23 protein-coding genes are annotated in these 25,446 nt (G+C 69.9%); 11 read left to right on the top strand and 12 right to left on the bottom strand.

The genetic code is table 11. The features are described 5' to 3' along the window. Positions 1-123: 123 nt before the first annotated feature. The 8 genes from ACFQ6X_RS11025 to ACFQ6X_RS10990 form a co-directional block, all read right to left on the bottom strand. Entirely contained in the window at positions 124-531 is a 408-nt protein-coding gene (locus ACFQ6X_RS11025; RefSeq protein WP_383179247.1) for a rhodanese-like domain-containing protein, read from the bottom strand. Continuing rightward, a complete protein-coding gene (locus tag ACFQ6X_RS11020; RefSeq protein ID WP_383179244.1) occupies positions 528-1,079 on the bottom strand; it encodes a cysteine dioxygenase in 552 nt (183 codons plus the stop codon). The genes ACFQ6X_RS11025 and ACFQ6X_RS11020 overlap by 4 nt, the downstream gene beginning before the upstream one ends. A 75-nt stretch (positions 1,080-1,154) precedes the next feature. After that, positions 1,155-1,241, bottom strand: a complete 87-nt coding sequence (locus ACFQ6X_RS11015) for a putative leader peptide (RefSeq protein ID WP_311605579.1) — start codon at positions 1,239-1,241, stop codon at positions 1,155-1,157. Positions 1,242-1,273: 32 nt separating this feature from the next. Beyond that, complete coding sequence (locus ACFQ6X_RS11010; RefSeq protein WP_383179241.1) at positions 1,274-2,908, bottom strand: FAD-dependent monooxygenase; 1,635 nt, start codon at positions 2,906-2,908, stop codon at positions 1,274-1,276. Between the two features lie 183 nt (positions 2,909-3,091). Further along, positions 3,092-4,006 carry an amino acid ABC transporter permease gene (locus ACFQ6X_RS11005; protein WP_383179238.1) on the bottom strand — a complete coding sequence of 305 codons (915 nt, stop codon included), beginning with the start codon at positions 4,004-4,006 and terminating at the stop codon, positions 3,092-3,094. Further along, positions 4,003-4,671, bottom strand: a complete 669-nt coding sequence (locus ACFQ6X_RS11000; RefSeq protein WP_383179235.1) for an amino acid ABC transporter permease — start codon at positions 4,669-4,671, stop codon at positions 4,003-4,005. The genes ACFQ6X_RS11005 and ACFQ6X_RS11000 overlap by 4 nt, the downstream gene beginning before the upstream one ends. Before the next feature lie 98 nt (positions 4,672-4,769). Beyond that, a complete protein-coding gene (locus ACFQ6X_RS10995) occupies positions 4,770-5,612 on the bottom strand; it encodes a glutamate ABC transporter substrate-binding protein (protein WP_383179232.1) in 843 nt (280 codons plus the stop codon). A gap of 64 nt (positions 5,613-5,676) precedes the next feature. After that, positions 5,677-6,462, bottom strand: a complete 786-nt coding sequence (locus tag ACFQ6X_RS10990) for an amino acid ABC transporter ATP-binding protein (RefSeq protein ID WP_329206762.1) — start codon at positions 6,460-6,462, stop codon at positions 5,677-5,679. 342 nt (positions 6,463-6,804) lie between these two features. Between ACFQ6X_RS10990 and ACFQ6X_RS10985 the strand changes: the two genes are divergently transcribed. Together ACFQ6X_RS10985 and ACFQ6X_RS10980 are read left to right on the top strand one after the other, a co-directional pair. After that, a complete protein-coding gene (locus tag ACFQ6X_RS10985; protein WP_383179228.1) occupies positions 6,805-7,497 on the top strand; it encodes a response regulator transcription factor in 693 nt (230 codons plus the stop codon). A gap of 15 nt (positions 7,498-7,512) precedes the next feature. After that, positions 7,513-8,907 (top strand): sensor histidine kinase, encoded by a 1,395-nt coding sequence (locus tag ACFQ6X_RS10980; RefSeq protein ID WP_383179225.1) that lies wholly within the window; start codon positions 7,513-7,515, stop codon positions 8,905-8,907. A 10-nt stretch (positions 8,908-8,917) separates the two neighbouring features. Here the strand turns inward: ACFQ6X_RS10980 and ACFQ6X_RS10975 are convergent, their stop codons facing one another. Continuing rightward, entirely contained in the window at positions 8,918-9,916 is a 999-nt protein-coding gene (locus ACFQ6X_RS10975; RefSeq protein WP_383179222.1) for a TAXI family TRAP transporter solute-binding subunit, read from the bottom strand. 99 nt (positions 9,917-10,015) lie between these two features. Between ACFQ6X_RS10975 and miaB the strand changes: the two genes are divergently transcribed. Together miaB and ACFQ6X_RS10965 are read left to right on the top strand one after the other, a co-directional pair. Beyond that, the gene (miaB, locus tag ACFQ6X_RS10970) at positions 10,016-11,536 is read left to right on the top strand and encodes a tRNA (N6-isopentenyl adenosine(37)-C2)-methylthiotransferase MiaB (protein WP_383179219.1); all 1,521 of its coding nucleotides are present in this window, start codon (positions 10,016-10,018) and stop codon (positions 11,534-11,536) included. A gap of 123 nt (positions 11,537-11,659) precedes the next feature. Then, positions 11,660-12,379, top strand: a complete 720-nt coding sequence (locus tag ACFQ6X_RS10965) for a class III extradiol dioxygenase subunit B-like domain-containing protein (protein WP_383179216.1) — start codon at positions 11,660-11,662, stop codon at positions 12,377-12,379. A gap of 87 nt (positions 12,380-12,466) precedes the next feature. Here ACFQ6X_RS10965 and ACFQ6X_RS10960 read toward each other — a convergent pair whose 3' ends face one another. After that, positions 12,467-12,721 carry an antitoxin gene (locus ACFQ6X_RS10960; RefSeq protein WP_383179213.1) on the bottom strand — a complete coding sequence of 85 codons (255 nt, stop codon included), beginning with the start codon at positions 12,719-12,721 and terminating at the stop codon, positions 12,467-12,469. A gap of 163 nt (positions 12,722-12,884) precedes the next feature. On the opposite strand from ACFQ6X_RS10960, the gene miaA reads away from it, so the two are divergent. From miaA to hflX, 6 genes are all read left to right on the top strand, one after another. Next, positions 12,885-13,823, top strand: a complete 939-nt coding sequence (gene miaA, locus ACFQ6X_RS10955; RefSeq protein ID WP_383179210.1) for a tRNA (adenosine(37)-N6)-dimethylallyltransferase MiaA — start codon at positions 12,885-12,887, stop codon at positions 13,821-13,823. Between the two features lie 107 nt (positions 13,824-13,930). Continuing rightward, complete coding sequence (locus tag ACFQ6X_RS10950; protein WP_329215016.1) at positions 13,931-14,368, top strand: hypothetical protein; 438 nt, start codon at positions 13,931-13,933, stop codon at positions 14,366-14,368. A 104-nt stretch (positions 14,369-14,472) separates the two neighbouring features. Beyond that, the gene (gene dapF / locus ACFQ6X_RS10945; RefSeq protein WP_383179207.1) at positions 14,473-15,345 is read left to right on the top strand and encodes a diaminopimelate epimerase; all 873 of its coding nucleotides are present in this window, start codon (positions 14,473-14,475) and stop codon (positions 15,343-15,345) included. A gap of 140 nt (positions 15,346-15,485) precedes the next feature. Then, on the top strand, positions 15,486-17,633 hold the full coding sequence (locus tag ACFQ6X_RS10940; protein WP_383179203.1) for a RelA/SpoT family protein: 2,148 nt from the start codon (positions 15,486-15,488) through the stop codon (positions 17,631-17,633). Positions 17,634-17,812: 179 nt separating this feature from the next. Next, entirely contained in the window at positions 17,813-19,303 is a 1,491-nt protein-coding gene (locus ACFQ6X_RS10935; RefSeq protein WP_383179200.1) for a M1 family metallopeptidase, read from the top strand. A gap of 132 nt (positions 19,304-19,435) precedes the next feature. Continuing rightward, positions 19,436-20,956, top strand: a complete 1,521-nt coding sequence (gene hflX, locus ACFQ6X_RS10930; RefSeq protein ID WP_329206745.1) for a GTPase HflX — start codon at positions 19,436-19,438, stop codon at positions 20,954-20,956. 118 nt (positions 20,957-21,074) lie between these two features. Here the strand turns inward: hflX and ACFQ6X_RS10925 are convergent, their stop codons facing one another. Both ACFQ6X_RS10925 and ACFQ6X_RS10920 read right to left on the bottom strand, forming a co-directional pair. Further along, positions 21,075-22,250 (bottom strand): trypsin-like serine peptidase, encoded by a 1,176-nt coding sequence (locus ACFQ6X_RS10925; protein WP_383179197.1) that lies wholly within the window; start codon positions 22,248-22,250, stop codon positions 21,075-21,077. Between the two features lie 228 nt (positions 22,251-22,478). Then, positions 22,479-23,699, bottom strand: coding sequence for a trypsin-like serine peptidase (locus ACFQ6X_RS10920; RefSeq protein WP_383179194.1), 1,221 nt, complete (start codon positions 23,697-23,699; stop codon positions 22,479-22,481). Between the two features lie 341 nt (positions 23,700-24,040). Here ACFQ6X_RS10920 and ACFQ6X_RS10915 point away from each other — a divergent pair, with 341 nt between their 5' ends. Continuing rightward, positions 24,041-25,432, top strand: coding sequence for a diaminobutyrate--2-oxoglutarate transaminase family protein (locus ACFQ6X_RS10915; RefSeq protein ID WP_383179191.1), 1,392 nt, complete (start codon positions 24,041-24,043; stop codon positions 25,430-25,432). Positions 25,433-25,446 lie beyond the last annotated feature (14 nt).

Raw genomic sequence — 25,446 nt, 5'->3', positions numbered from 1 at the left:
CACCATTCGGTCCTGCGAGCGGCAACGCGGACTGCTCCGGCGTCCATCGGACCGGGACCGATGGTGGGGGCCTCCGGGCGGAGGCCCCGGCACCCGTACAGGTTCAGCTGCCAGGTCCGCGGGTCAGCGAGCGACCGGAAGCCCGGCGGAACGCCACGCCTGGAAACCGCCGACCAGGTCGGTGGCCCGGTGCAGTCCCAACTGCCGCAGGGAATCGACCGCGAGACTCGACGCGTACCCCTCGTTGCAGATCACCACGACCCGCAGATCGTGGCTCACGGCCTCCGGAGCGCGGTGGCTCCCCTGCGGATCGAGCCGCCACTCCAGCTCGTTGCGCTCGACGACCAGTGCCCCCGGGATCAGGCCGTCCGCCTCGCGCAGCGCCGCGTAGCGGATGTCGACCAGGAGCGCCCCGTCCGCCGCTGCGGCAGCGGCCTCCTCGGGGCCGATCCGCTCGTAGCCGGCCCGGACCCGCTCCAGCAGCTCGTCGATCCCGACCCGCTCCGCCCGCTGCTCCTGTGTGCCGCTCACTGCCAGTCCTCCGGGCGTTCGGTCTGCTCCAGACGGAGCACCGCACCCGTCCGGCTGAACCGGCGGATCTGCGGCAGGGGCGGGTAATAGGCGTGCACCGATACGGCGTGTTCGTTCTCGGACTCGTTGAGCACCTCGTGCACGTGGTGCCGGCCGAACGCCCTGCCCCGGCCCTTCGTCAGCTGTCGGATCCGGTCGATCCCGTCCGTCAGCTCAAGGGTCTTCCAGCCATCGGTGGGCAGCCGGGCGGCCAGCGAGTGCTCGGTGAGGGAGCCTGCGGCCAGGGTGAAAGCGCCGATCGACTCGGCGTGGTCGTGCCAGCCGGTGCCGGTACCCGGTGGCCAGCCGATCAGCCAGGCCTCACTGCCACCGGGACCGTCGAGCCGGAGCCAGGTGCGGCCCTCGGGATCGAGCGGGAGCGAAGCGATGAGCGCGGTGTCGTCCGCGGTACGGCGGACGAAGTCGAGGAGCTCCGTGGCCGTCGGCCCGGGGGTGCTGGTGCCGACGGCGGACGCGGGCGTGGGTACGGAGGGGGAAGGTGCAGACACGGTGACCGTCCTGAGAGTTCGCTTGGAGGCACGCGTCCGTACGGAAAGCAGCACGGCGCGGCATGACGAGGCGATTCAGCAGGACGGACGACACACGCAGCCCGCATAGCGGACGAGGTCCATATGGACCCTCCGCCACAGGCGCACATCGGTGTCGGTCATGATCTGGAGTACACCATGCGCGTGTGAGACGGTCAATTGACGTCCGCAGTCCGGTCGGAGGCCGCGGTCGCACGACCTGTGTCACCGTCGGCGGCTTCGACCGCACCGCCGCGCGCCGCGTCGGCCGCGGCGAAGAGCTCCGCGGACCGGACTCCGCTGAACGCGGCCACGAGGTGTCCGTCCGGCCTGACCAGCAGCACGGTGTGCGCCGTTGCCCCGGGATAGCTCTCGGTCACCAGGAGCTCGGCCTTCACCGGCAGCGCGTCCACGGCCTCGACGAGCCTGGGCATGACCCCGGCGGTCAGCCAGTGCCGCCGGTCCCACACCCCGGTGCCCGGCGCGACCAGGATCACCAGCAGATGCCCCTGCCCGAGCCGGTCGCGCAGCCGCACGGCCTTCCCGTCGGGCGCCGTCACCCGTGTGTCGGCGACCGGCGCACCGGGGGGCGTGCCGACGGCAGTGTGCGCCCCGGCGCGTTGAGGTGAAAGAGGGGACTGGGTGTAGGAGGGGGGCGCACCCAGGGGACCGCATCCCAGATGGCCATCGGCCAGCAGGGTGTCGTGCCCGCGTCCGCTGCCCGGTACCAGCGTCCGCAGGCCGGGCCCGCCACGCAGTATCGGCAACGACTGATCGGCGGCACGCAACCGGGAGGCGACGGCAGCCCGCCGTTCCGCCTGGTAGCTGTCGAGCAGCAGCTCGGAGGCGCCGTGGTGCCAGGCCTGGGCGAGCTTCCAGGCCAGGTTCTCGGCGTCCCGCAGGCCCTCGTCCAGCCCCTGGGTGCCGAGAGCCCCCAGCAGATGGGCGGCGTCGCCGGCCAGGAAGGCGCGCTTCGACCTCCAGCGCAGGGCCAGGCGGTGGTGCAGCGTGTACACGCCGGTGTCCAGCAGTTCGTAGGCCGGGGTCTCGCCGCACCAGCCCGCGAGGGTGTCTCGGATCCGGGTCACCAGGGCGTCAGGCGTGACGAGCTCACCACGCGGCGGCAGGAGCCAGTCCAGCCGCCAGACGCCGTCGGGCAGGGGCCGCGCGGTGACCTCCGCACCCCCGGTGCGCCACGGCGGCGCCCGGTGCAGCACGGCCTCGTCGGGCCACGGCAGTTCGGCTCGGAGCGCGGCCACGGCATGCCGTTCCACCGCCGTACGGCCGGGGAACCGGATGTCCAGGAGCTTGCGCACCGTGGACCTGGCCCCGTCGCAGCCGACCAGATAGCTGCCGCGCCACCATGTCGAACCGGGCTCCCTGGTGTGCACGGTGACACCGTGCGGGTCCTGTTCCAGAGTGTCGATCCTGCTGAACGGGACCATGCTGATCAGGCGCTGCGCGGCGGCAGCGGCCCGCAGACCCCGGGTGAGGGCGTGCTGGGGAAGGTGAACGGGCGAGGGCAGCGGAACAGGGCCTTCCGCGTCACCGAGCGGAACCGCGCGCACCAGCTGCTTGCGCCGCACCGAGCGCCACCCCGCCCAGCGCAGCCCCTCGTCGCGGAGGCTCTCGCACCCGAGCCGTCCGACCAGGTCCGCGGTGTCCTCGCGCAGAACCACGGTGCGGGCGGGGCGGGGTTCGTCCTTGCCCGGCCCTTCGTCCAGCACGACGGAGGGCACGCCCTGGGCGGCGAGGGCGAGCGACAGTGCCAGGCCGACCGGCCCGGCACCGACGACGATCACCGGGTCCACGGTGTGAACCCTCCGGCGCTGACGGTCGACGAAGTGGGGGAGGAAGGGGTGGCGGAGGCTCGGGGCGCGATCACAGAACGTATGCAACCCACTGCCGGTGCTTGCGTCAAGTGACAACGGAACGTGGCGGGGGGCGCGGCATCTGCGCCGGCGCCCCCCAGTGGTTCTTCGACCGACGATCCGTCAGGCCTGGTGCGTGCCGTCCGACTTGACCGGCGGTGCCTCGATGGTCTCCAGACCACCGTCCGGCGCGACGCCGACCACTGCGCCCGTGCTCTTCTTCGCGCGGCGCAGCCGGCCTTCGAGCCAGCTCGCGAACGAGGTGAGCGCGAAGTTCACCGCAATGAAGATCAGCGCGATGATCGTGAAGCACGCGATGGTGTTCGCGCCGTAGTTGGCGCTCATCGGACGGACCGACGCGAGCAGCTCGGGGAAGGTGAGCACCGCACCGCCGAGAGCGGTGTCCTTCACGATGACGACGATCTGGCTGACGATCGCGGGCAGCATGGCGGTGACCGACTGCGGCAGCAGCACGTACCGCATGGTCTGGCCCTTGCGCATGCCGATCGCCTTCGCGGCGTCGGTCTGCCCCTGCGGGAGGGACAGGATCCCGGCCCGCACGATCTCGGCGAGGACCGAGGCGTTGTACAGCACCAGACCCGTGACGACGGCGTACAGCGGACGCACGTCGCTGGCGATGTTGGTGAACTCCGAGTACGCGGCGTTCGCCGTGATCATCAGGATCAGGACGGGGATGGCGCGGAAGAACTCCACGACGATGCCGGACGGCATCCGCATCCAACGGTGGTCGGAGAGCCGGCCGATACCGAACAGCGCTCCGAGCGGCAGAGCGATCAGCAGGGCGAAGAACGCGGCCTTGAGCGTGTTCTGGAGCCCCGGCCAGAGATAGGTCTCCCACGGCTGGGAGCTCGTGAAGAACGGCTCCCACTTGACCCAGTCGAGCTGGTGCTTCTCGTCGAGGGCGCCGTAGACCCACCAGACCAGCGCGGCGAGAGCCACTACGAAGATGGCCGAGTACAGGACATTGCGCCGCTTGGCGCGGGGCCCCTGTGCGTCGAAGAGGACAGACGTCGTCATCGCTTCACCGCCACCTTCTTGCTCACCCAGCCGAGGAGGAGCCCGGTCGGGAGGGTGAGGCAGATGAATCCGAACGCAAAGATGGCGGAGATCAGAATCAGTTGAGCCTCTGCTTCGATCATGTCCTTCATCAGGTACGCCGCTTCGACCACGCCGATCGCCGCGGCGACGGTGGTGTTCTTGGTCAGCGCGATCAGCACGTTGGCCAGCGGGTTGACGACCGATCGGAAGGCCTGCGGGAGGATGATCAGGCGCAGGACCTGGGTGAAGCTCAGCCCGAGTGCCCGTGCCGCCTCGGCCTGGCCCGCCGGCACCGTGTTGATGCCCGAGCGCAGCGCCTCGCAGACGAAGGCGGCCGTGTAGAGGGCGAGCGCGAGTACCGCGAGCCGGAAGTTGATGACCTCGAAGTTGTCGCCGCCCCCGAGGGTGACCTGCAAGGTCTGGAAGAGGCCCAGCGACGCGAAGACGATGATCACGGTCAGCGGGATGTTGCGGACAATGTTCACATAAGCGGTGCCGAACCCGCGCATCAGGGGGACCGGGCCGACCCGCATACCGGCCAGCAGCGTTCCCCATATGAGGGAACCGAGGGCGGAGTAGACGGTGAGTTTCACCGTCACCCAGAAGGCCCCCAGTAGGTCGTAACCTTCAAGAAAGTCGAACACGATCTCCCGTGCTTCCAGGTGTGGGGAGGGCTCGGTGCGCCGCCTCGACGGCGGCGCACCTCATCAGCCCGGTTTCGGACCGCCCGGCGATGGGAGCCCTACTTGACGATGTTGCCGACCTTCGGCGCGGGCTCGTACTTGTAGTTGGCGGGACCGAAGTTGGCCTCGACCGCCTTCTCCCACGAGCCGTCCGTGACCATCTTGGTGAGCGCGGCGTCGATCTTCTTCTTGAGGTCGGCGTCGCCCTTCTTCAGGCCGATGCCGTAGTTCTCGTTGGTCATCTTGAAGCCGGCCAGCTTGAACTTGCCCTTGTGGGCGTCCTGCGCCGCGTATCCGGCGAGGATGGAGTCGTCCGTGGTCAGCGCGTCAACAGCCTCGTTCTCCAGGCCGGTGAGGCACTCGGAGTAGCCGCCGTAGTTCTGCAGCTGAGCCTTGGGGGCCAGCTTTTCCTTGACGTTCTTCGCGGAGGTCGAACCGGTGACGGAGCACAGCTTCTTGTCGTTGAGGTCCTCGGGCGACTTGATGGAGTCGTCGTCGGCACGGACGAGGACGTCCTGGTGAGCCAGGAGGTACGGGCCCGCGAAGTCGACCTTCTGCTGACGCTCGTCGTTGATGGAGTACGTCGCCGCGATGAACTTCACGTCGCCGCGCTCGATGGCGGTCTCGCGGTCGGCGCTCTTCGTCTCGACGAAGTTGATGTTCTTGGCGTCGTAGCCGAGTTCCTTGGCGATGTACGTGGCGACGTCGACGTCGAAGCCGGCGAACTTGCCGTCGGGCGTCTTCAGGCCCAGACCGGGCTGGTCGATCTTGATACCGATGGTGATCTTCCCGCCGCCGCCGGAACCCGCGGCGTCGTCCTTGTTGTCGGAACCACAAGCGGTGGCGGTGAGGGCGAGCGCGAGCACGGCGGCCGAGGCGGCGGTGACCTTACGAAGCTGCATGGTGAAATTCCCTGGGTTGACGCGATGTGAGTGTTCAGCTGGTCCGGAGAACAGTCGTGCGGGGTCAGTGGTGAAGGATCTTCGACAGGAAGTCCTTGGCCCGGTCACTGCGCGGGTTGCTGAAGAACTGGTCGGGCACTGCCTCTTCGACGATCTTTCCGTCCGCCATGAAGACGACGCGGTTGGCCGCGGAGCGGGCGAAGCCCATCTCGTGGGTGACGACGACCATGGTCATCCCGTCCCGGGCGAGCTGCTGCATGACCTCCAGCACCTCATTGATCATTTCCGGGTCGAGCGCGGACGTCGGCTCGTCGAACAGCATGACCTTGGGGTCCATCGCCAATGCGCGCGCGATGGCGACGCGTTGCTGCTGACCGCCGGAAAGCTGTGAAGGGTACTTGTCGGCCTGTGTTGCCACGCCCACCCGGTCGAGCAGCGAACGTGCCTTGTCCTCTGCGGCCGCCTTGTCCATCTTGCGGACCTTGAGCTGGCCCAGCATCACGTTCTCGAGCACCGTCTTGTGCGCGAAGAGATTGAACGACTGGAAGACCATGCCGACGTCGGCGCGCAGCCTGGCCAGCTCCTTGCCCTCCTGGGGCAGTGGCTTGCCGTCGATCGTGATCGCGCCCGAGTCGATCGTCTCCAAGCGGTTGATCGTGCGGCACAGCGTGGACTTCCCGGACCCGGAGGGTCCGATGACGACGACGACCTCGCCACGGGCGATGGTCAGGTCGATGTCCTGGAGCACATGCAGCGCGCCGAAGTGCTTGTTGACGTTGCTCAGTACGACAAGGTCGTCTCCCGCAGGTGCGGCATCCTCGGCGGCCTTGGTCACTGAAACTCCGCTCATCGGCTTTTTGCTCCGTCCTCCTCGGTTAGGGAAAGACCCTAGTGACGCAGTGCTACCAGCGTCATTACATCTGAGCGGAAATTGAGCATAACGATCCGGCCGCAACCGGACACACCGTGTGAACAGGGCGTCACGAGGCGCACGTCGGAGTACCGGGTGGGTAACGGAAACCCGGTGGTAACGGGCTGGGCCTTGACTGGCATACCCGTCATCGGAGTGGATGCCCTGGTACGGGATGGCGTGAATCGTCGCCGTACGAGAAGGTTCGCGGAGCGGAACAGCCGCGCAACATCACCCATAGTTTCAATCGTCCCGAAATGTCGGGAAGCGGAGAGGGGGGCCATGAGACTGCTGCTCGTCGAGGACGACGATCACGTCGCGGCGGCCCTGTCCGCCGTGCTCGCGCGGCACGGGTTCCGGGTCGTGCACGCCCGCAACGGCGAGGAGGCCCTGCAGGCGCTGCTGCCCGCGGACAAGGAGCCCTTCGGGGTGGTCCTCCTCGATCTCGGGCTGCCCGACCAGGACGGCTACGAGGTGTGCGGGAAGATCCGCAAGCGTTCCGCGATCCCGGTGATCATGGTGACGGCACGTGCCGACGTACGCTCACGGATCCACGGCCTCAACCTCGGCGCGGACGACTACGTCGTCAAGCCCTACGACACCGGCGAGCTCCTTGCCCGGATCCATGCGGTCGCCCGGCGCAGGACGGCCGGCGAGGACACCGGGCAGACCCCCCTCGCAGCTCTGCGGATCGGCCCGGTGAACATCGAGCTGCCCACCCGCAGGGTCAGCGTCGACGACCACGAGGTCCAGCTCACGCGCAAGGAGTTCGACCTCCTCGCGCTGCTCGCCCAGCGTCCGGGTGTCGTCTTCCGCCGGGAACAGATCATCAGTGAGGTGTGGCGGACCAGTTGGGAGGGGACGGGGCGCACCCTCGAGGTGCACGTCGCGTCGCTCCGTTCCAAGCTGCGTCTCCCCGCACTGATCGAGACCGTGCGGGGCGTCGGCTACCGGCTCGTCCCGCCGTCCGCGTAGGGGCGAACGTTCCAGGTGCGCACCCGTCTGCTTCCCCTGCTCATCGTTCTGATGGCCGCCGTTCTGCTCGCGCTGGGCTTCCCGCTGGCCGTGCGGGTGGCCGCCGCCGAACAGCAGCGGGTCGTCATCGACCGGATCGACGACACGGCGCGCTTCGCCGCACTCGCCCAGTTCGTCAGTGAGCCCGTCGGGGGCAACGACGAGCGGCAGCGGATACTCCAGACCGAACTCGAGGCCTACGACTCGGTGTACGGGATCCGGGCAGGGGTCTTCTACCGGGACGACAGGGCCCTCGCGAAGGCGCCCGCCTCCTGGAGCCTGCCCGTCGAGGGGGAGGGGCGTGAAGCGTTCAAGGAGGCACTCCTCGGCCGCCGTTCCCACGACCCGCCCCAGGTGTGGCCGTGGCAGAACGGCCGGATCGTCGTCGCTTCACCCGTGGTGCGCGACGGCGACGTGGTCGCTGTCGTCGTGACCGACTCGCCCACCGGTGAGATGCGGTCCCGCACCCTGCGCGGCTGGCTGCTGATCGCTCTCGGCGAGGCCGTGGCGATGCTGGTGGCGGTCGGCGCCGCGTTCCGGCTCACCGGGTGGGTGCTGCTGCCCGTACGGATCCTGGACGCGGCGACCCACGACATCGCCAGCGGCCGGATGAGGTCCCGGGTCGTCGCGTCCGGAGGCCCGCCCGAGCTCAGGCGCCTGGCACGCTCGTTCAACGAGATGGCCGACAACGTCGAGGACGTACTGGAACAGCAGCGCGCCTTCGTCGCCGACGCCTCGCACCAACTGCGCAACCCCCTGGCCGCGCTGCTGCTGCGTATCGAGCTCCTCGCACTCGAACTCCCCGAGGGCAACGAGGAGATCGCCTCGGTGCGCACGGAGGGCAAGCGCCTGGCCCACGTCCTGGACGATCTGCTGGACCTGGCACTGGCCGAACACGCCGCGGCGGATCTCCAGCTCACGGACATCGGGGCGCTCACCGCTGAACGCGTGGCCTCGTGGCGCCCGGTGGCCGAGGACAAGGGCGTACGGCTGGTGCTGGACGGTGCGTCCGCCGTGACCGGCTGGGCCGACCCCATCGCGCTCTCCAGCGCCCTGGACGCCGTCGTCGACAACGCGTTGAAGTTCACCCCGGAGGGCGAGGAGGTCCGGGTCACCGTCGCCTCCGACGGTGCGGTCGCCACGGTGGTCGTCGCCGACCGCGGGCCAGGGCTGACCGAGCAGGAACTCGAGCGCATCGGTGACCGCTTCTGGCGCAGCAACCGGCACCAGAACGTCAAGGGGTCGGGCCTCGGGCTCTCCATCGCCCGGGTGCTGCTCGCCGCGGGCGGCGGGACGGTCGGCTACGACAAGCACGAACCGCACGGTCTTCGGGTGACGGTCAGCGTGCCGCGCAACCTTCCGCACGCGTGATGCGGAGAGATCAGGGCTTGGCCGAGCGGTAGTAGCGCTTGGCGCCTTCGTGCAGCGGCAGCGGATCGGTGTAGATCGCGGTCCGCAGGTCCACCAGTTGCGCCGCGTGCACCTCGCGGCCTATCCGGTCCCGGCTGTCGATCACGGTCCGGGTGAAGGCCTCGGTCATCAGCGGATCCGTGCGATCCGTCGTGATCAGCAGATTGGCGACCGCGACGGTCTGCACGGCCTGACCCTGCTGCGCGTGCAGGTACGCGTCGGCGGGCATCACGGCCGAGCGGTAGTGGCGGGTGGACCCGCCGGCTGCCTGGAGCTCGGTGATCAGCGGGTCCTCCAGCGGCACCAGGCGGATGGCGAACCGCTCCGAGAGCTCCTGCACCGCGCCGGTCGGCAGACCTCCCGACCAGAAGAAGGCGTCCAGTCGGTCGTCCATCAGCCGGGCCGGCATCGTGTCGATACCGGCGGGGACCGCAGTGATGTCCCCGGCCGGGTCGACGCCCGCCGCCGTCATCAGCCGGTCGGCGACCAGGCGCACCCCCGACCCCTTCTGGCCCACGCCGACTCGCTTGCCGCGCAGATCGGCGACCTTCTGGATCTTCGAGCCCCTGGGCACGATCAGCTGGACGTAGTCGTCGTACAGCCGGACGCAGCCGCGCAGCCGTGCGCCACCGGGCTTGCCGCTCTGCAGATAGGTGGTCACGGCGTCGGCGGTGGCGATGGTGAAGTCCGCCTTCCCCATCGCGACCCGTTCGATGTTCTGCTGCGACCCCTCGCTGGTCTGCAGCGCTATCGACACCTTGGGCATGTCCTTGGCCAGCGCACCCTCGAGCCGCTGCCCGTAGCGCTGGTAGACGCCGCTTCGTACGCCGGTGGAGAAGGTCAGCGATCCGCTCGGCTCCGGCTCCCCGAGCGGGAGCACCCACCACAGCAGCAGCCCGAGAACGACAGCGGCGGCGGCGCCCCCCTGAAGGGTGCGTCGTCGGCCGAATCGGGACAGTGCGTGCAGCATGGCGCGATCCTGCCAGGCCGCCCCCCGTCCTGGCCAGGCCGGACGGCGGGCAGAGGCTCCGGCGGCGGGAGGGGCGTCGCCAGCGCCTACCCTTGTCCCATGAGCAGCGGCAACCGGAGCGAAGCAGTGGACGTCCAGAAGAGCTACGAGGTACGCACTTACGGGTGCCAGATGAACGTCCACGACTCCGAACGCTTGTCGGGGCTGCTCGAGGACGCCGGATACGTGCGCGCCCCGGAGGGCTCCGACGGTGACGCCGACGTCGTCGTCTTCAACACCTGCGCGGTACGTGAGAACGCCGACAACAAGCTCTACGGCAACCTCGGCCGGCTCGCCCCGATGAAGACCAAGCGCCCCGGGATGCAGATCGCCGTCGGTGGCTGCCTCGCGCAGAAGGACCGCGACACCATCGTGCGGCGGGCCCCCTGGGTGGACGTGGTCTTCGGTACGCACAACATCGGCAAGCTGCCGGTGCTCCTGGAGCGTGCGCGCATCCAGGAGGAGGCGCAGATCGAGATCGCCGAGTCCCTGGAGGCGTTCCCCTCCACGCTGCCCACCCGTCGCGAGTCCGCGTACGCCGCGTGGGTGTCGATCTCCGTGGGCTGCAACAACACCTGCACGTTCTGTATCGTCCCGGCGCTCCGGGGCAAGGAGAAGGACCGCCGTACCGGCGACATCCTGGCCGAGATCGAGGCGCTGGTCGCCGAGGGCGTCAGCGAGATCACGCTGCTCGGCCAGAACGTGAACGCCTACGGCTCCGACATCGGTGACCGCGAGGCCTTCTCCAAGCTGCTGCGCGCCTGCGGCGGCATCGACGGTCTGGAGCGTGTGCGGTTCACCTCGCCCCACCCGCGCGACTTCACCGACGACGTGATCGCGGCGATGGCCGAGACGCCGAACGTGATGCCGCAGCTCCACATGCCGATGCAGTCGGGCTCGGACACGATCCTGAAGGCGATGCGGCGCTCGTACCGTCAGGACCGTTTTCTCGGGATCATCGAGAAGGTGCGCGCCGCGATGCCGGACGCGGCCATCTCCACCGACATCATCGTGGGCTTCCCGGGTGAGACCGAGGAGGACTTCGAGCAGACGATGCACGCGGTGCGCGAGGCGCGTTTCGCGAACGCCTTCACCTTCCAGTACTCCAAGCGCCCCGGGACCCCGGCCGCCGACATGGAGGGGCAGATCCCCAAGGAGGTCGTCCAGGAGCGCTACATGCGCCTGTCCGCCCTCCAGGAGGAGATCTCCTGGGAGGAGAACAAGAAGCAGGTCGGCCGCACCCTGGAGGTCATGGTCGCCGAGGGCGAGGGGCGCAAGGACGGTGCCACGCACCGCCTCTCCGGCCGGGCACCGGACAACCGCCTGGTCCACTTCACCAAGCCGGAGCAGGAGGTGCGTCCCGGGGACGTGGTGACCGTCGAGATCTCCTACGCCGCTCCGCACCACCTCCTCGCCGAGGGTGCGCCCCTGGGCGTACGGCGGACCCGGTCGGGAGATGCCTGGGACAAGAGGGCCGGGGCGGCTGCCGCCCAGCCCGCCGGAGTGATGCTGGGCCTGCCCGGCATCGGCGCTCCCGCTCCGCTGCCCGCCGCCGCGGCCCCGGGATGCGGCCTCGGCTGACGTTCGTGGGCCGACCCGGGGCGTGACTGACCCGGGTGATGCCCGAATCGCCCCCCCCGGGGTGGCCGCGCGGGAATGCCGCCCGGGGCCGACGCCCGGGGCGGCAGCAGTACGCTGACCGGCATGCTTGTCGCCGCCGCCGTCTGTCCCTGTCCGCCGCTCCTGGTTCCCGAGGTAGCCGCCGGAGCCGCGCCCGAGCTCGACACCGCGAGGGCCGCGTGCGTCGGCGCACTGGGGGTACTGGCCGCCGCGCGGCCTGATCTGCTGATCGTGGTCGGCCCCGCGGGGCCGGAGGACCGTGGGCCCTTCCCCGCAGGCTCGTCAGGTTCCTTCGCCGGGTTCGGCGTCGACCTCACCGTGCGGCTGGGGGAGGCATCCGCAAAGGCCGCGGCTCCCGAACGCCCGCTTCCGCCGTCCCTTGCCGTCGGCGCCTGGCTGCTGGCCCGCGCCCGGTGGGCCGGGGCGCCCGTCGAAGCGCTCGGGGTGGGCGAGCCGCTGGCCGCCGACCGCTGCGCGCAGGCCGGACGGGACCTGGCCGGCAGGGCGGACAGGGTGGCCCTGCTGGTGATGGGCGACGGAAGCGCCTGCCGCACGGTCAAGGCGCCGGGCTACCTGGACGAGCGTGCGATCGACTTCGACACGGCGGTGGCCCGTGCGCTGGGTGCCGCGGACCTCGCCGCACTGGGCTCGCTGGACGAGGAGCTCGCGTACGAGCTGAAGGCGGCGGGCCGGGCGCCGTGGCAGGTGCTCGCGGGCGCCGCGCAGGGGGCCGGGCTCGGCGGGCAGCTCCTGTACGAGGACGCTCCATACGGCGTGGGTTATGCCGTTGCCGCGTGGTCGTGATCCGCGGGAAGGGCTGACAGCCGACGACACACTTGAGGCCCGTGGAGCGCTCACGCGCCACGGGCCTCAAGTGTGTTCACTCCCGGGTCAGGAAGCGGGCGGCGCGGGCGGCGCCGGAGGCGTACCACCGTCGTTCTTGTGACCCAGGCGGTCGACCGCGTCCTTGGCCTTCTGCGTGCCGGACACGATCTTGTCGCTGTACTTGCCCTTGGTCTTTTGGTCGACTGTCCGAGCGGCCTTGTCGAGGCCCTGGTCGATCTTGCCCCCGTGTTGCTGCGCGAGGTCACCGACCTTTTCCTTGGCCGGGGCCAGCTTGGCCTTCAGGCTGTCCAGGAAACCCATGGGTCACCTTCCGTGCTGGGGGACTGTCGTCACATTTTACTCGTGCGGGATGGAAAGTGCGTGACTCGGAGTGTCCGGTCGAGCCGACCGGGCGAGGAGTCCGCATCCGGTGTGTGAAGCGCACGTGTCCGGGAAGCGTCCCGGGGTTTGGGACACTGTCGCGGTGAGAAGATCAGGTCCCGTACCCCGCGTCATCACCGTCGTCGGTCCCACCGCAGCCGGAAAGTCCGATCTGGGAGTGTTCCTTGCCCAGCAGCTCGGTGGTGAAGTGGTCAATGCCGACTCCATGCAGCTCTACCGGGGGATGGACATCGGCACAGCGAAGCTGACGGTCCCCGAGCGCGGTGACATTCCCCACCATCTGCTGGACATCTGGGACGTCACCGAGGCCGCCAGTGTCGCCGAGTACCAGCGGCTCGCCCGTGCGGAGATCGACCGGCTGCTCGACCAAGGGCGTACGCCCGTCCTGGTGGGCGGTTCCGGTCTCTACGTGAAGGGCGCGATCGACGCCCTGGAATTCCCCGGTACGGATCCCGAGGTGCGCGGGCGGCTCGAACAGGAACTGACGGAACGTGGCTCAGGCGCGCTGCACGCCCGGCTCGCCGCTGCGGACCCCGACGCCGCGCGGGCCATTCTGGCCAGTAACGGACGCCGCATCGTCCGCGCCCTGGAAGTCATCGAGATCACGGGCAAACCCTTCACGGCCAACCTCCCGGGGGACGAGCCGGTCTACGACGCCGTCCAGATCGGTGTGGACGTCGAGCGCCCGGAACTCGACGCCAGGATCAGCGCCAGGGTGGACCGGATGTGGGAGGCCGGCCTCGTCGACGAGGTGCGCTCCCTGGAGGCCCTGGGGCTGCGTGAGGGGCGCACCGCCTCCCGGGCGCTCGGTTATCAGCAGGTGCTCGCGGCGCTCGCCGGGGAGTGCACCGAGGAAGAGGCGCGCGCCGAGACGGTACGCGCCACCAAACGCTTCGCGCGCCGCCAGGACTCATGGTTCAGGCGCGACCCGCGAGTCCACTGGCTGAGCGGCGCCGAGGAACGGCGCGGGGAACTCCCGGACCGGGCGCTGGCGTTGGTCGAACGAGCGGTTACAGCCTGATCACGTGATGGCATCGGGACGCTCAGCGCGTCATTTCGGTGCCCGGGAGCGTGCCATCATCGAGCATCGATCGACCAGTGGAGTCCGAGTTGGGAGGGCGCGTGGCGATGGAAGCCGGCCCTCGCGATACAGACCAGGACGCACCGGATACGCAGCACGAGGCAGGACGACTGAGCCCTGACGGGCCGGACGAGCACGACGTGACCCCCGAGGTCGAGGTCGAGCTGCGCCCCGCCCGCCGCATGCGGATCTGGCAGCTCGCACCGATCATCATGCTTGCCGCCCTCGGCTCCCTGATGTTCGCCTTCCCGCTCGCCTTCGAGTTCGGCGACGGTGGCGCGGTCGTGGCCATGCTGGGACTGCTCATCAGCTGCTGTGCCGCGGGCTGGGGCATGATGGCGGCCCGCCGTGTCGGCCATACCTGGCCCGGGCTGCCGTCCAGAGGATCGAGCGAGCGCCCCGACTGGCGGGTGATCGGCCTGTACGTCGCCGTGTGCGCCGGACTCGTCGCCCTGGCCGTCTGGCGCGTGGCGCGGCTCCGCTGACGGAGCGGCCCCGGTCCCGCTGAGGAGACCGGGTCCTGCCTGCGGGATCGGGCTCGGCCGACCCGGTTCTGCGGACTGTCGGCGAGGCCTCGTACAGTTGCTTCGTGAGCACTTCGCAGATCCCCTTCCTCAAGGGCCACGGCACGGAGAACGACTTCGTGATCGTTCCCGACCCCGACAACACCGTCGGCCTGCCGGCCTCCGTCGTCGCCCGGCTCTGTGACCGCCGGGCGGGCATCGGCGGCGACGGTCTGCTGCACGTCGTACGGTCCGCGGCGCACCCCGAGGCGCGAGGCATGGCGGACCGGGCCGAGTGGTTCATGGACTACCGCAACTCCGACGGCTCGATCGCCGAGATGTGCGGCAACGGCGTGCGCGTCTTCGCCAGCTATCTGCAGCGCGCCGGACTCGTCGCCGAGGGCGATCTGGCCGTCGCGACCCGGGGCGGTGTCAAGAAGGTGCACATCGCCAAGGACGGCGACGTCACGGTCTCCATGGGACGCGCCGTGCTTCCCGAGGACGGCGTCACGGTCTCGGTGGACGGCCGCAACTGGCCCGCCCGCAACGTGAACATGGGCAATCCGCACGCTGTCGCCTTCGTCGACGACCTGGCACACGCGGGGGAACTGCGCTCGGTGCCGCCGTTCAGCCCCGCTTCCGTCTACCCGGACGGCGTCAACATCGAGTTCGTCGTGGACCGCGGCCCGCGCCATGTCGCGATGCGCGTCCACGAACGCGGTTCGGGGGAGACCCGCTCCTGCGGTACGGGCGCCTGCGCCGTCGCCGTCGCCGCCGCCCGCAGGGACGGCGTGGACCCCGCGGAGACCGGTACCCCCGCCACGTACACGGTGGATCTCCCCGGCGGCACACTGGTGATCACCGAGCATCCGGACGGTGGCGTCGACATGACCGGGCCCGCCGTGATCGTCGCCGAAGGCATGATCGACCCGGCCTGGCTCGAAACGGTGATCGGGTAGAGCTTCGCTCGAATGGGTGATCCGTTTCACGCTGAGCGAGAGCTGGACTGCGCCGCGTGGTGGGGTCGGTAGCATCAAGCACCGGCCCGGAGGCGCAACCGCATCTCCTCACCGCCGGTCGACGTTGCCGGAGGTGCCCCATGAGCGCAGAGGCCACCAATCCAGGTGCTCCCCTTCGCAAGCGCAGTCGTCCGCGGATCGATCTGCGCAGGCTCGGCCGTGTCGCCCTGCTGGGGCCTGCCTCCCGCGGCCGTCTGCCGGACGCCATCGGACACGTTGCGGAGACCCACCGTGCCCATTACCCGGACGCGGACCTCAATAACCTCCGTCGGGCCTACGTGCTTGCCGAGTCGTCCCACCGCGGTCAGATGCGCAAGAGCGGCGAGCCGTACATCACGCATCCGCTGGCCGTGACGCTGATCCTCGCCGAACTCGGCGCCGAGACGACGACCCTGACCGCCTCTCTCCTCCACGACACCGTGGAGGACACCGAGGTGACCCTCGATCAGGTACGGGAGGAGTTCGGCGACGAGGTCTGCTACCTGGTCGACGGAGTTACCAAGCTGGAGAAGGTCGACTACGGCGCGGCGGCCGAACCCGAGACCTTCCGAAAAATGCTCGTCGCCACCGGAAACGACGTCCGGGTCATGTCGATCAAGCTGGCGGACCGGCTGCACAACATGCGGACCCTCGGTGTCATGCGTCCCGAGAAGCAGGAACGGATCGCCAAAGTCACCCGCGACGTACTCATCCCGCTCGCCGAACGGCTCGGCGTGCAAGCACTCAAGACCGAGCTCGAGGACCTTGTCTTCGCGATCCTCCATCCCGAGGAGTACGAGAACACCCGGGCCCTGATCACCGCTTCGGAAAACGCGCAGGACCCGCTCGCGGAGATCGCCGAAAGCGTCAGGTCCACCCTGAGAGACGCCGGCATCACCGCCGAAGTCCTCATCAGGCCGCGCCACTTCGTCTCCGTGCACCGGGTCAGGATCAAGCGGGGTGAGCTGCGCGGCACCGACTTCGGACGGCTGCTGGTCCTGGTCGGGGAGGACGCCGACTGCTATGCCGTCCTCGGTGAACTGCACACCTGTTTCACCCCGGTGATCTCCGAGTTCAAGGACTTCATCGCAGCGCCCAAGTTCAACCTCTACCAGTCGCTGCACACCGCTGTCGTGGGCCCCGAGGGCGCGGTCGCCGAAGTCCTCATCCGTACACACCAGATGCACAAGGTGGCCGAGGCGGGCGTCGTCGCGCTCGGCAACCCGTACACCCCCGACAACGCGACCGCCGTGCTGCAGGCCGAACCCGCCGACGGCGAGCGCGCCGACCCGACCAGGCCCGGCTGGCTCTCCCGGCTCCTGGACTGGCAGGAGTCCGCCACCGACCCCGACACCTTCTGGACCACGCTGCGGGCCGATCTTGCCCAGGACCGGGAGATCACGGTCTTCCGCACCGACGGCGGGACGCTCGGCCTGCCCGCGGGGGCCAGCTGCGTCGATGCCGCGTACGCGCAGTACGGCGAGGAGGCGCACGGGTGCATCGGCGCTCGCGTCAACGGCCGCCTGGCCACGCTCAGCACCGTTCTGAACGACGGCGACACCGTGCAGCTGCTGCTCGCCCAGGACGCCTCCTCCGGCCCCTCTCCCGAGTGGCTCGACCACGCCCGTACCCCCGGGGCACGGATCGCGATCACCGGCTGGCTCGAGGCCAACCCCGACGACGCGCAGGGACCTCACGGAAGCCGCCCGGCCTCCCCGAGGCCGCAGACCCAGCCGGCCGACGAACCGGCCAACGGCCGCGGCAAGGCGGGAGGCCGCGCCGCGAGCGTGGCAGTCGACGGGCCGGGCGCCCCGGTCCGTCTGGCCGGCTGCTGCACTCCTGTTCCCCCCGACGACATCATCGGTTTCACGGTGCGCGGCGGAGCCGTCACCGTGCACCGGCGTGAATGTCCCGCGGTGGCCCGGATGCGGTCGCTCGGCCGGGCAGCTGTCGGGGCCCGCTGGAACGACACGGGTGACTGGAGCGACGCGGCCGACTACCGGGTCACCCTCGTCGCCGAGTCCTTCGGACGCCCCCGGCTCCTCGCCGATCTCACCGAGGCCATCGCGACGGCGGACGCGGCCATCGTCGCGGCGACCGTCGAGCCGCCCAGCGAGCAGCGCGTCCGGCACACCTACACGCTGCAACTCCCGGACGCGGCAGGGCTGCCCGGCCTGATGCGGGCGATGCGCGACGTACCGGGTGTGTACGACGTGAGCCGGGCCCAGCAGCCCGCCGCCACGGCCTGACCCCGCTGCCCGCGACGGCCCTGCTGTCCCGTCACGCCACGTCCCGCGGGCGCCGGTCGTTTCATCGGACCACGCCGGACGTCCGGGCATCCAGCCGTGAGGATCCCTCTACGACCCCGTTCGGGTGGCGCGGCGCGCGGCACCCCCGCGTGGGGCGTTCCCGCTGGTAGCCGTAGTCCATGCCGCTCATCTCCCGTCGACTGCGGGCCGCTCTGCTGGTCACCGCGTCGGCCACCCTTGTCGCCGCGACCGCGCCCACGCCAGTACCGCTCGGCATCGGCGACCGCCTGTTCCCCCAGCTCGGAAACCCCGGGTACGACGTCCTCTCGTACGACATCTCGCTCACCTACCACGGCAGCAACACCAAGCCGCTCGATGCCGTCACCAGGATCGGGGCCCGGACCACCGCGCCACTGGAACAGATCAATCTCGACTTCGCCCGCGGCGACGTCCGGGCCGTGGAGGTCAACGGGCTGCGGTCCGAGTTCGCGCTCAAGGACGAGGACCTGATCGTCCGGGCCCCCGCCCGGCTCCCGGCCGGCGTACCCGTGAACATCACCGTCCGGCACACGAGCGATCCGTCCGGGGACACGGCCGACGGCGGTTGGGTCCGTACGGCCGACGGCCTCGCCATGGCCAATCAGGCCGACGCGGCGCACCGGGTCTTCCCGGGCAACGACCATCCGTCGGACAAGGCGTACTTCACCTTCCGGGTCACCGCCCCGAAGGACCTCACGGTCGTGGCGGGCGGGCTGCCCGGCGGAACGCGACGGCACGGAACCGCGACGACCTGGACGTACCGCACGGAGCACCCGATGGCCACCGAGCTGGCGCAGGTCTCCATCGGCCGCTCCGCCGTCCTGCGGCGGAGCGGCCCGGACGGGCTGCCCGTGCGCGACGTCGTCCCGGCGGCGGACCGGGAGAAGCTGGAGCCGTGGCTGCGCAAGACCCCGGGGCAGCTGGCCTGGATGGAGGCGCAGGTCGGCCCCTACCCGTTCGAGACGTACGGGCTGCTCGTGGCGGACGCGGAGACCGGCTTCGAGCTGGAGACCCAGACGCTGTCGCTCTTCGAGCGGTCGCTGTTCACCACGCCCGGGTACCCCGAGTGGTACGTCGACTCGATCATGGTGCACGAGCTGGCCCACCAGTGGTTCGGCAACAGTGTCTCCCCCCAGGCATGGTCCGACCTGTGGCTCAACGAAGGCCACGCCACCTGGTACGAGGCCCTCTATGCGCAGGAGCACGCACAGAAGCCGATGGAGCGGCGCATGCGCGAGGCCTACACCCGGTCCGACACATGGCGGGCCGCCGGCGGACCGCCGGCGCATCCCGACGCTCCGTCCCCGGAGAACAAGATCAGCCTGTTCAGGCCCGTGGTGTACGACGGCAGCGCGCTCGTCCTGTACGCGCTGCGCCAGGAGATCGGCGCGGAAGCCTTCGACCGGCTGGAGCGGACGTGGGTGCACAAGTACCGGGACGAGTCGGCGAGCACCGCGCACTTCACGACGCTCGCATCGAGGGTCGCGGGGCGGGACCTGACCGCGTTCTTCGACGGCTGGCTGTACGGGGAGAAGACCCCTCCGATGCCGGGGCACCCGGACTGGCGCAGCACGAAGCCCCGGGAAGCGGCGGGCCGGCAGGGTTCGGCACGTACAGCGAAACCCGAGTGACGCTTCCGGCGGGGACATGCCACTATCAGGGCGTCGGCACCGCGGCCGGCCGGGAAATCCATCTGTGGGAATCTTCCGGCAGGGTCACGCGTTGTGACTGACGTATCGGACTTCTATCGACGTAAGGATCCAATGACCTCCTCTTCTTCCCTTCCCCAGGACGCGCAGGACGCGCAGAGCGCCACGGAAAGCAACTCCGAGAGCCTCACCGAGAGCCTTCGGGCCGACGCCCTGATGGAAGAGGACGTCGCCTGGAGCCACGAAATCGACGGTGAGCGGGACGGCGATCAGCTCGACCGCTCCGAGCGTGCGGCCCTGCGTCGCGTGGTAGGACTCTCCACCGAGCTCGAGGACGTCACCGAGGTCGAGTACCGGCAGCTGCGCCTGGAGCGCGTCGTGCTGGTCGGTGTCTGGACCTCGGGGACGGTGCACGACGCCGAGATCTCACTCGCCGAGCTTGCGGCACTGGCCGAGACGGCGGGCGCCCAGGTGCTCGACGCGGTCTTCCAGCGGCGCGACAAGCCCGACCCGGCGACGTACATCGGCTCGGGCAAGGCGCTGGAACTGCGCGACATCGTTCTCGAATCCGGGGCCGACACCGTCGTGTGCGACGGTGAGCTCAGCCCGGGCCAGCTGATCCACCTGGAAGACGTCGTCAAGGTCAAGGTGGTCGACAGGACCGCCCTGATCCTCGACATCTTCGCCCAGCACGCCAAGTCCCGAGAGGGCAAGGCGCAGGTGTCGCTGGCACAGATGCAGTACATGCTGCCGCGACTGCGCGGCTGGGGTCAGTCGCTGTCCCGGCAGATGGGCGGTGGCGGATCCAGCGGCGGCGGCGGCATGGCGACCCGTGGTCCCGGTGAGACCAAGATCGAGACGGACCGGCGTCGTATCCGCGAGAAGATGGCGAAGATGCGCCGTGAGATCGCGGAGATGAAGACCGGCCGCGAGATCAAGCGCCAGGAACGCAAGCGCAACAAGGTGCCGTCGGTCGCGATCGCCGGATACACCAACGCCGGAAAGTCCTCGCTGCTCAACCGCCTCACCGGTGCGGGTGTCCTCGTGGAGAACTCGCTGTTCGCCACCCTCGACCCGACCGTGCGCCGGGCGGAGACCCCCAGCGGCCGGATCTACACCCTGGCCGACACCGTCGGCTTCGTGCGTCACCTTCCGCACCACCTCGTCGAGGCGTTCCGCTCCACCATGGAGGAGGTCGGCGAATCCGACCTGATCCTGCATGTGGTGGACGGCTCCCACCCGGTGCCGGAGGAGCAGCTCGCCGCCGTGCGTGAGGTGATCCGGGAGGTCGGCGCGGTCAACGTGCGCGAGGTCGTCGTGATCAACAAGGCGGACGCGGCGGACCCGCTCGTGCTCCAGCGGCTGCTGCGCACCGAGAAGCACGCGATCGCCGTGTCGGCCCGTACCGGTGCCGGCATCGACGAGCTGCTCGCTCTGATCGACGTGGAGCTGCCGCACCCGTCCGTCGAGATCGAGGCACTCGTGCCCTACATCCAGGGCGGACTCGTCTCCCGGGTCCATGCCGAGGGCGAGGTGATCTCCGAGGAGCACACCGCGGAGGGCACACTGCTCAAGGCGCGGGTGCACGAGGAGCTCGGAGCGGAACTCGCGATGTTCGTGCCGGTCACCGGCTGACGCCGCACGATCTGCTTCCCGGGACATGTCTCCCGGTGCAGCACCGCAGACCGAAGGCCCGGACCCTCTTCGGAGGGTCCGGGCCTTCGGCCGTGGCGCGTGAGCGGCTCCGGGCCGGCTACCGGCCCGCGAACTTCTCGCTCATCATGGTGAAGATGCCCCGCGCGCCCTCACCGAGCTGGGGACCTGCCAGCCAGCCCGAAGTGACCGGGCCGATGGAGGTGTTGGAGACCAGGACGGACTTGCCGTCGGGCCCCGCGACGAACCAGCCGCCGCCGGAGGAGCCACCGGTCATGGAGCAGCCGATGCGGTACATCGTCGGCGTCCCGGGGCTGACCGAGAGGCGGCCGGGGCGGTCGACGCACTTGTGCATGAGCAGTCCGTCGTACGGCGGACCCGCCGGGTAGCCCCAGGCGCCCATGCCGCTGATCTGCTGGATCTCGGGGGCGTCGAAGTCGACGGTGAGGGCGTTGCCCACGGTCTCCTCGAGCGACTTGGTGCCCTTCTCCGGCTTCACGTGCAGCACCGCGTAGTCGTACGGGGCTCCCGCGCCGCCCGTGTGGCCACCGTCGGCGATCCACTCGCCGGAGGACGCGGCCCAGTCCGCCCAGTACGCACCGTACGGAGCGATCTCCTGAGGCTGCGCGTTCTCCAGTGCGGCAGCGGACTTGCCCTGGTCGTTGTACGAGGGGACGAAGACGATGTTGCGGTACCAGCCGCCCTCCGAGCCGGCGTGGACGCAGTGTCCCGCGGTCCAGACGAGGTTGGACCTGCCCGGGTTCTCCGGGTCCTTCACCACGGTGCCCGAACACACCATGGAGCCCTCGGGGGAGTCGAAGAAGACCTTGCCGACCGGGGCCGCATGCTCGTGGTACGGCAGCTTCTCGGGCTCGGCCCGGACGGGGGCGGGCTCGGGGTCGCTCACGCCCTGGTCGCCCGAGAGGTCGCCGGCCGACATGGTTTTCGCCGGGTCCTTGGCCGTCTTCATCCGGTCGGGCTTCCACAGCCCCTCGATGACCGGGTTGACGAAGTCCTTGGCCTCACGCAGCCACTTGTCCTTGTCCCAGTTCTTCCATTCGCCCTTCTTCCACTTCTCCGGATCGACACCGTGCTTCTTGAGGGCGTCGGCCAGATCTGCGGGCGTGTCACCCGATGCGGAGCCCCCGGTGGATCCGGCGGAGTCGGCGGCAGGTTTGCCGGCGGCGTTGTCCTCGCCGGGGCCGCAGGCCGTGGCGGTGAGTGCGAGCGCCGCGACAAGGCCGGTGGCGGCCAGCAGCGGACGTATCGGTCGCATGGAAAAGATCCCCCTGAATGCTGTGCGAATTGCCATGAGCGCGTCATGTGGGTGCGCTGGTGCACCCGCTGACCATCCGTGGTGCGGGGCCCACCCTATGACGTGGCGGGCCGCTGATGACCGCCGCCGGACCCGCACCGGCACCCGGCCCCACGGGCCCCCGGCACGTCAACTGCCGTACCGGGGACCCGCCGTGCAGCCGCTCCTGCGCGCAGGAGCGGCCCCGACCTACTGGCCCGCGTACTTCTTGCTGACCGCCGTGTAGACGCCCTTGGCCTCCGAGCCGAGGCGGGGTCCGGCGAGCCAGCCCGCCGTGACCGGGCCGATGGAGGTGTTCGAGACCAGCGCGGGCTTACCGTCCTGCCCGGCCGCGACCCAGCCGCCACCGGAGGAACCACCGGTCATCGTGCACCCGATGCGGTACATCGTCGGCTCGCTCTCGGCGATGGAGAGGCGGCCCGGCTTGTCGGCGCACTGCAGCGCCTTCTGGCCGTCGAACGGCGGGGCCGCCGGATAGCCGGTCGCGGTCATGCTGTCGATCTCCGGGACGGCCGGGGCGTTGAAGTCGACCGGCAGCGCCGAACCGACGGTCTCCTCGAGGGACTTGCCCGTCGCACCCTTCTCCGGTGTGACCTGCAGGACCGCGAAGTCGTACGGAGCACCCTGTCCGCCCGTCGAGGCGCCCTGGGCGATCCACTGCTCGGAGGTCTGTGCCCACTGGCCCCACCACACGCCGTACGGAGCGATCTCCTCCTTGGTGGCGTCCTGCAGCTCGGCCACCGACATGCCGCTGTCGTTGTACGACGGCACGAAGGCGATGTTGCGGTACCAGCCACCGTTCTTGCCCGCGTGCACACAGTGCCCCGCGGTCCACACCATGTTGGACTTGCCGGGGTGGGCCGGGTCCTTCACCACGGTCGCCGAGCAGACCATCGAGCCCTCGGGCCCGTCGAAGAGGAGCTTCCCGGACTCGGGCGCGCTGCCGTGGTACGGCGTCTTCACGTCCGCGGCCCGGACCGGAACGGGAGTCGGATCCGTCACGCCCTCGTCGCCCGAGATGTCGTTGTCGACAGGCTTCTCCGGGGACTTGTCGGCATCCCGCATCCGGTCGGGGTTCCAGAGGTCCTCGATGATCGGGTTGACGTAGTCCTTGGCCTCACGCAGCCACTTGTCCTTGTCCCAGTTCTTCCACTCGCCGTCCCTCCACTGTTCGATGTCGATCCCGTGCTCCTTGAGCCGGTCCTTCAGATCGTCAGGGATGGTGACCTTGCCGTCGGACGGCTGCTCGGCGGCGGCGCTCGGCTCGCTGCTCGCCCCGTCCTCCTCCGGACCGCAGGCGGTTGTGGTGAGCGTCAGAACAGCGGCGAGGGCGGCTGCGGCAAACACGGGGGAGATGCGACGTGCGCTCCTCCCGCGGCGTGCGGTATCGATCTGGCGGATGGGTCGCATGTGGTGATCCCCCTGGGACTTCGTCACTTACTCCGGTACTGCACTGCGGACTGCTGGGTGCACGCGGCATTGCCTGGTGGTACGGCGGCGCGCACACCGAGGGCGTCGGAGCGGCAGCCCGTCCTGAGTGCGGCCTCCACTATGCCGGTGCCGTTGGGGACGGTACGCGGCAGGGCCACGGTTCCGTCTCCGCAAGGATCTTCCGATTTACCCGTGATCCCCGGCGTCCCGCGTCGTTGGTACGTACGGGGGACCCCCGGACAGCGTTCACCGACGCCGTCCGTTCCCGGGGCACCGTACTGACGTGCAACGCAACTGTGACAGCAGGAGGACGACCAGCCGTGGCCGTGACCGAACCAGCTCCGGTGGCACCGCCCGCTGCGCACGAGGGGATTCTGCGACGTCAGGCACTGCGTGAATCGGCGGCCCGTACGTACGCGCGCTCTCTGCCGATCGTGCCCGTGCGGGCGAGGGGTATGACCATCGAAGGTGCCGACGGGCGGCGCTATCTCGACTGTCTGTCCGGGGCGGGCACCCTGGCTCTCGGACACAACCACCCCGTGGTGCTCGAGGCCATCAGAAAGGTCATCGACTCCGGCGCACCCCTGCACGTGCTCGATCTCGCCACACCGGTCAAGGACGCCTTCACGACCGAGCTGTTCGCCACCCTGCCCCGGCAGTTCGCCGACAATGCGCGGATCCAGTTCTGCGGCCCGGCCGGAACGGACGCCGTGGAGGCGGCGTTCAAGCTCGTGCGCGCCGCGACCGGACGCAGTGAACTCCTCGCCTTCACCGGCGCGTACCACGGGATGACGGCCGGAGCGCTGGCGGCGTCGGGCGGAGCCCCGGACGTACGGGTGACGAGGCTGCCCTTCCCGCAGGACTACCGCTGCCCCTTCGGGGAGGGAGGGGTACGGGGCGCGGACATCGCCGCTCGCTGGACCGAGAGCCTCCTGGACGATCCCAAGGGCGGTGTTCCCGCTCCCGCCGGAATGATCCTGGAACCCGTCCAGGGCGAGGGCGGAGTCAATCCCGCTCCTGACGGCTGGCTGCGCCGGATGCGGGAGATCACCAAGTCCCGTTCCATCCCGCTCATCGCGGACGAGGTGCAGACCGGCGTCGGCAGGACCGGGACCTTCTGGGCGGTCGAGCACAGCGGCATCGTGCCCGACGTGATGGTGCTCTCCAAGGCCATCGGAGGCTCGTTGCCGCTCGCGGTGATCGTCTACCGCTCCGAACTCGACGTCTGGCAGCCGGGCGCACACGCGGGTACCTTCCGGGGCAACCAGCTCGCCATGGCCGCAGGCGCCGCCACCCTCGCCCACGTACGGGAGAACGGGCTCGCCCAGCGGGCCGCGACACTCGGGGCGCGCATGCTCGCCAGTCTCCGCGCGCTGAGCGCGGACCATCCCAGCATCGGCGACGTCCGCGGCCGTGGACTGATGATCGGGATCGAGCTCGTCGACCCCGAAGCCGCGCCGCTCACCCGCACCGCGGGGAACGCCTCGCCCCCGCCGCCGGACCCGGCGCTCGCCGCCGCGGTCCAGCAGGAATGCCTGCACCGGGGCCTCATCGTCGAACTCGGTGGGCGCCACGATGCCGTGGTCCGACTCCTTCCTCCGCTCACCCTCACCGACGAACAGGCGACGGCAGTGGTCGACCGCCTCGCCGACGCGCTGAGGGCCGCCGAGCGCTCGCCGTACCGTCGGGCCGCTGCCGGGCCGACCCGCTGATCCCGGACCTCTCA

The sequence above is a fragment of the Streptomyces sp. NPDC056452 genome, assembly GCF_042796085.1.
Classification (GTDB): domain Bacteria; phylum Actinomycetota; class Actinomycetes; order Streptomycetales; family Streptomycetaceae; genus Streptomyces.
Note: the sequence above shows the minus strand (reverse complement) of the source record. Positions and strands in the feature narration are given on the sequence as shown.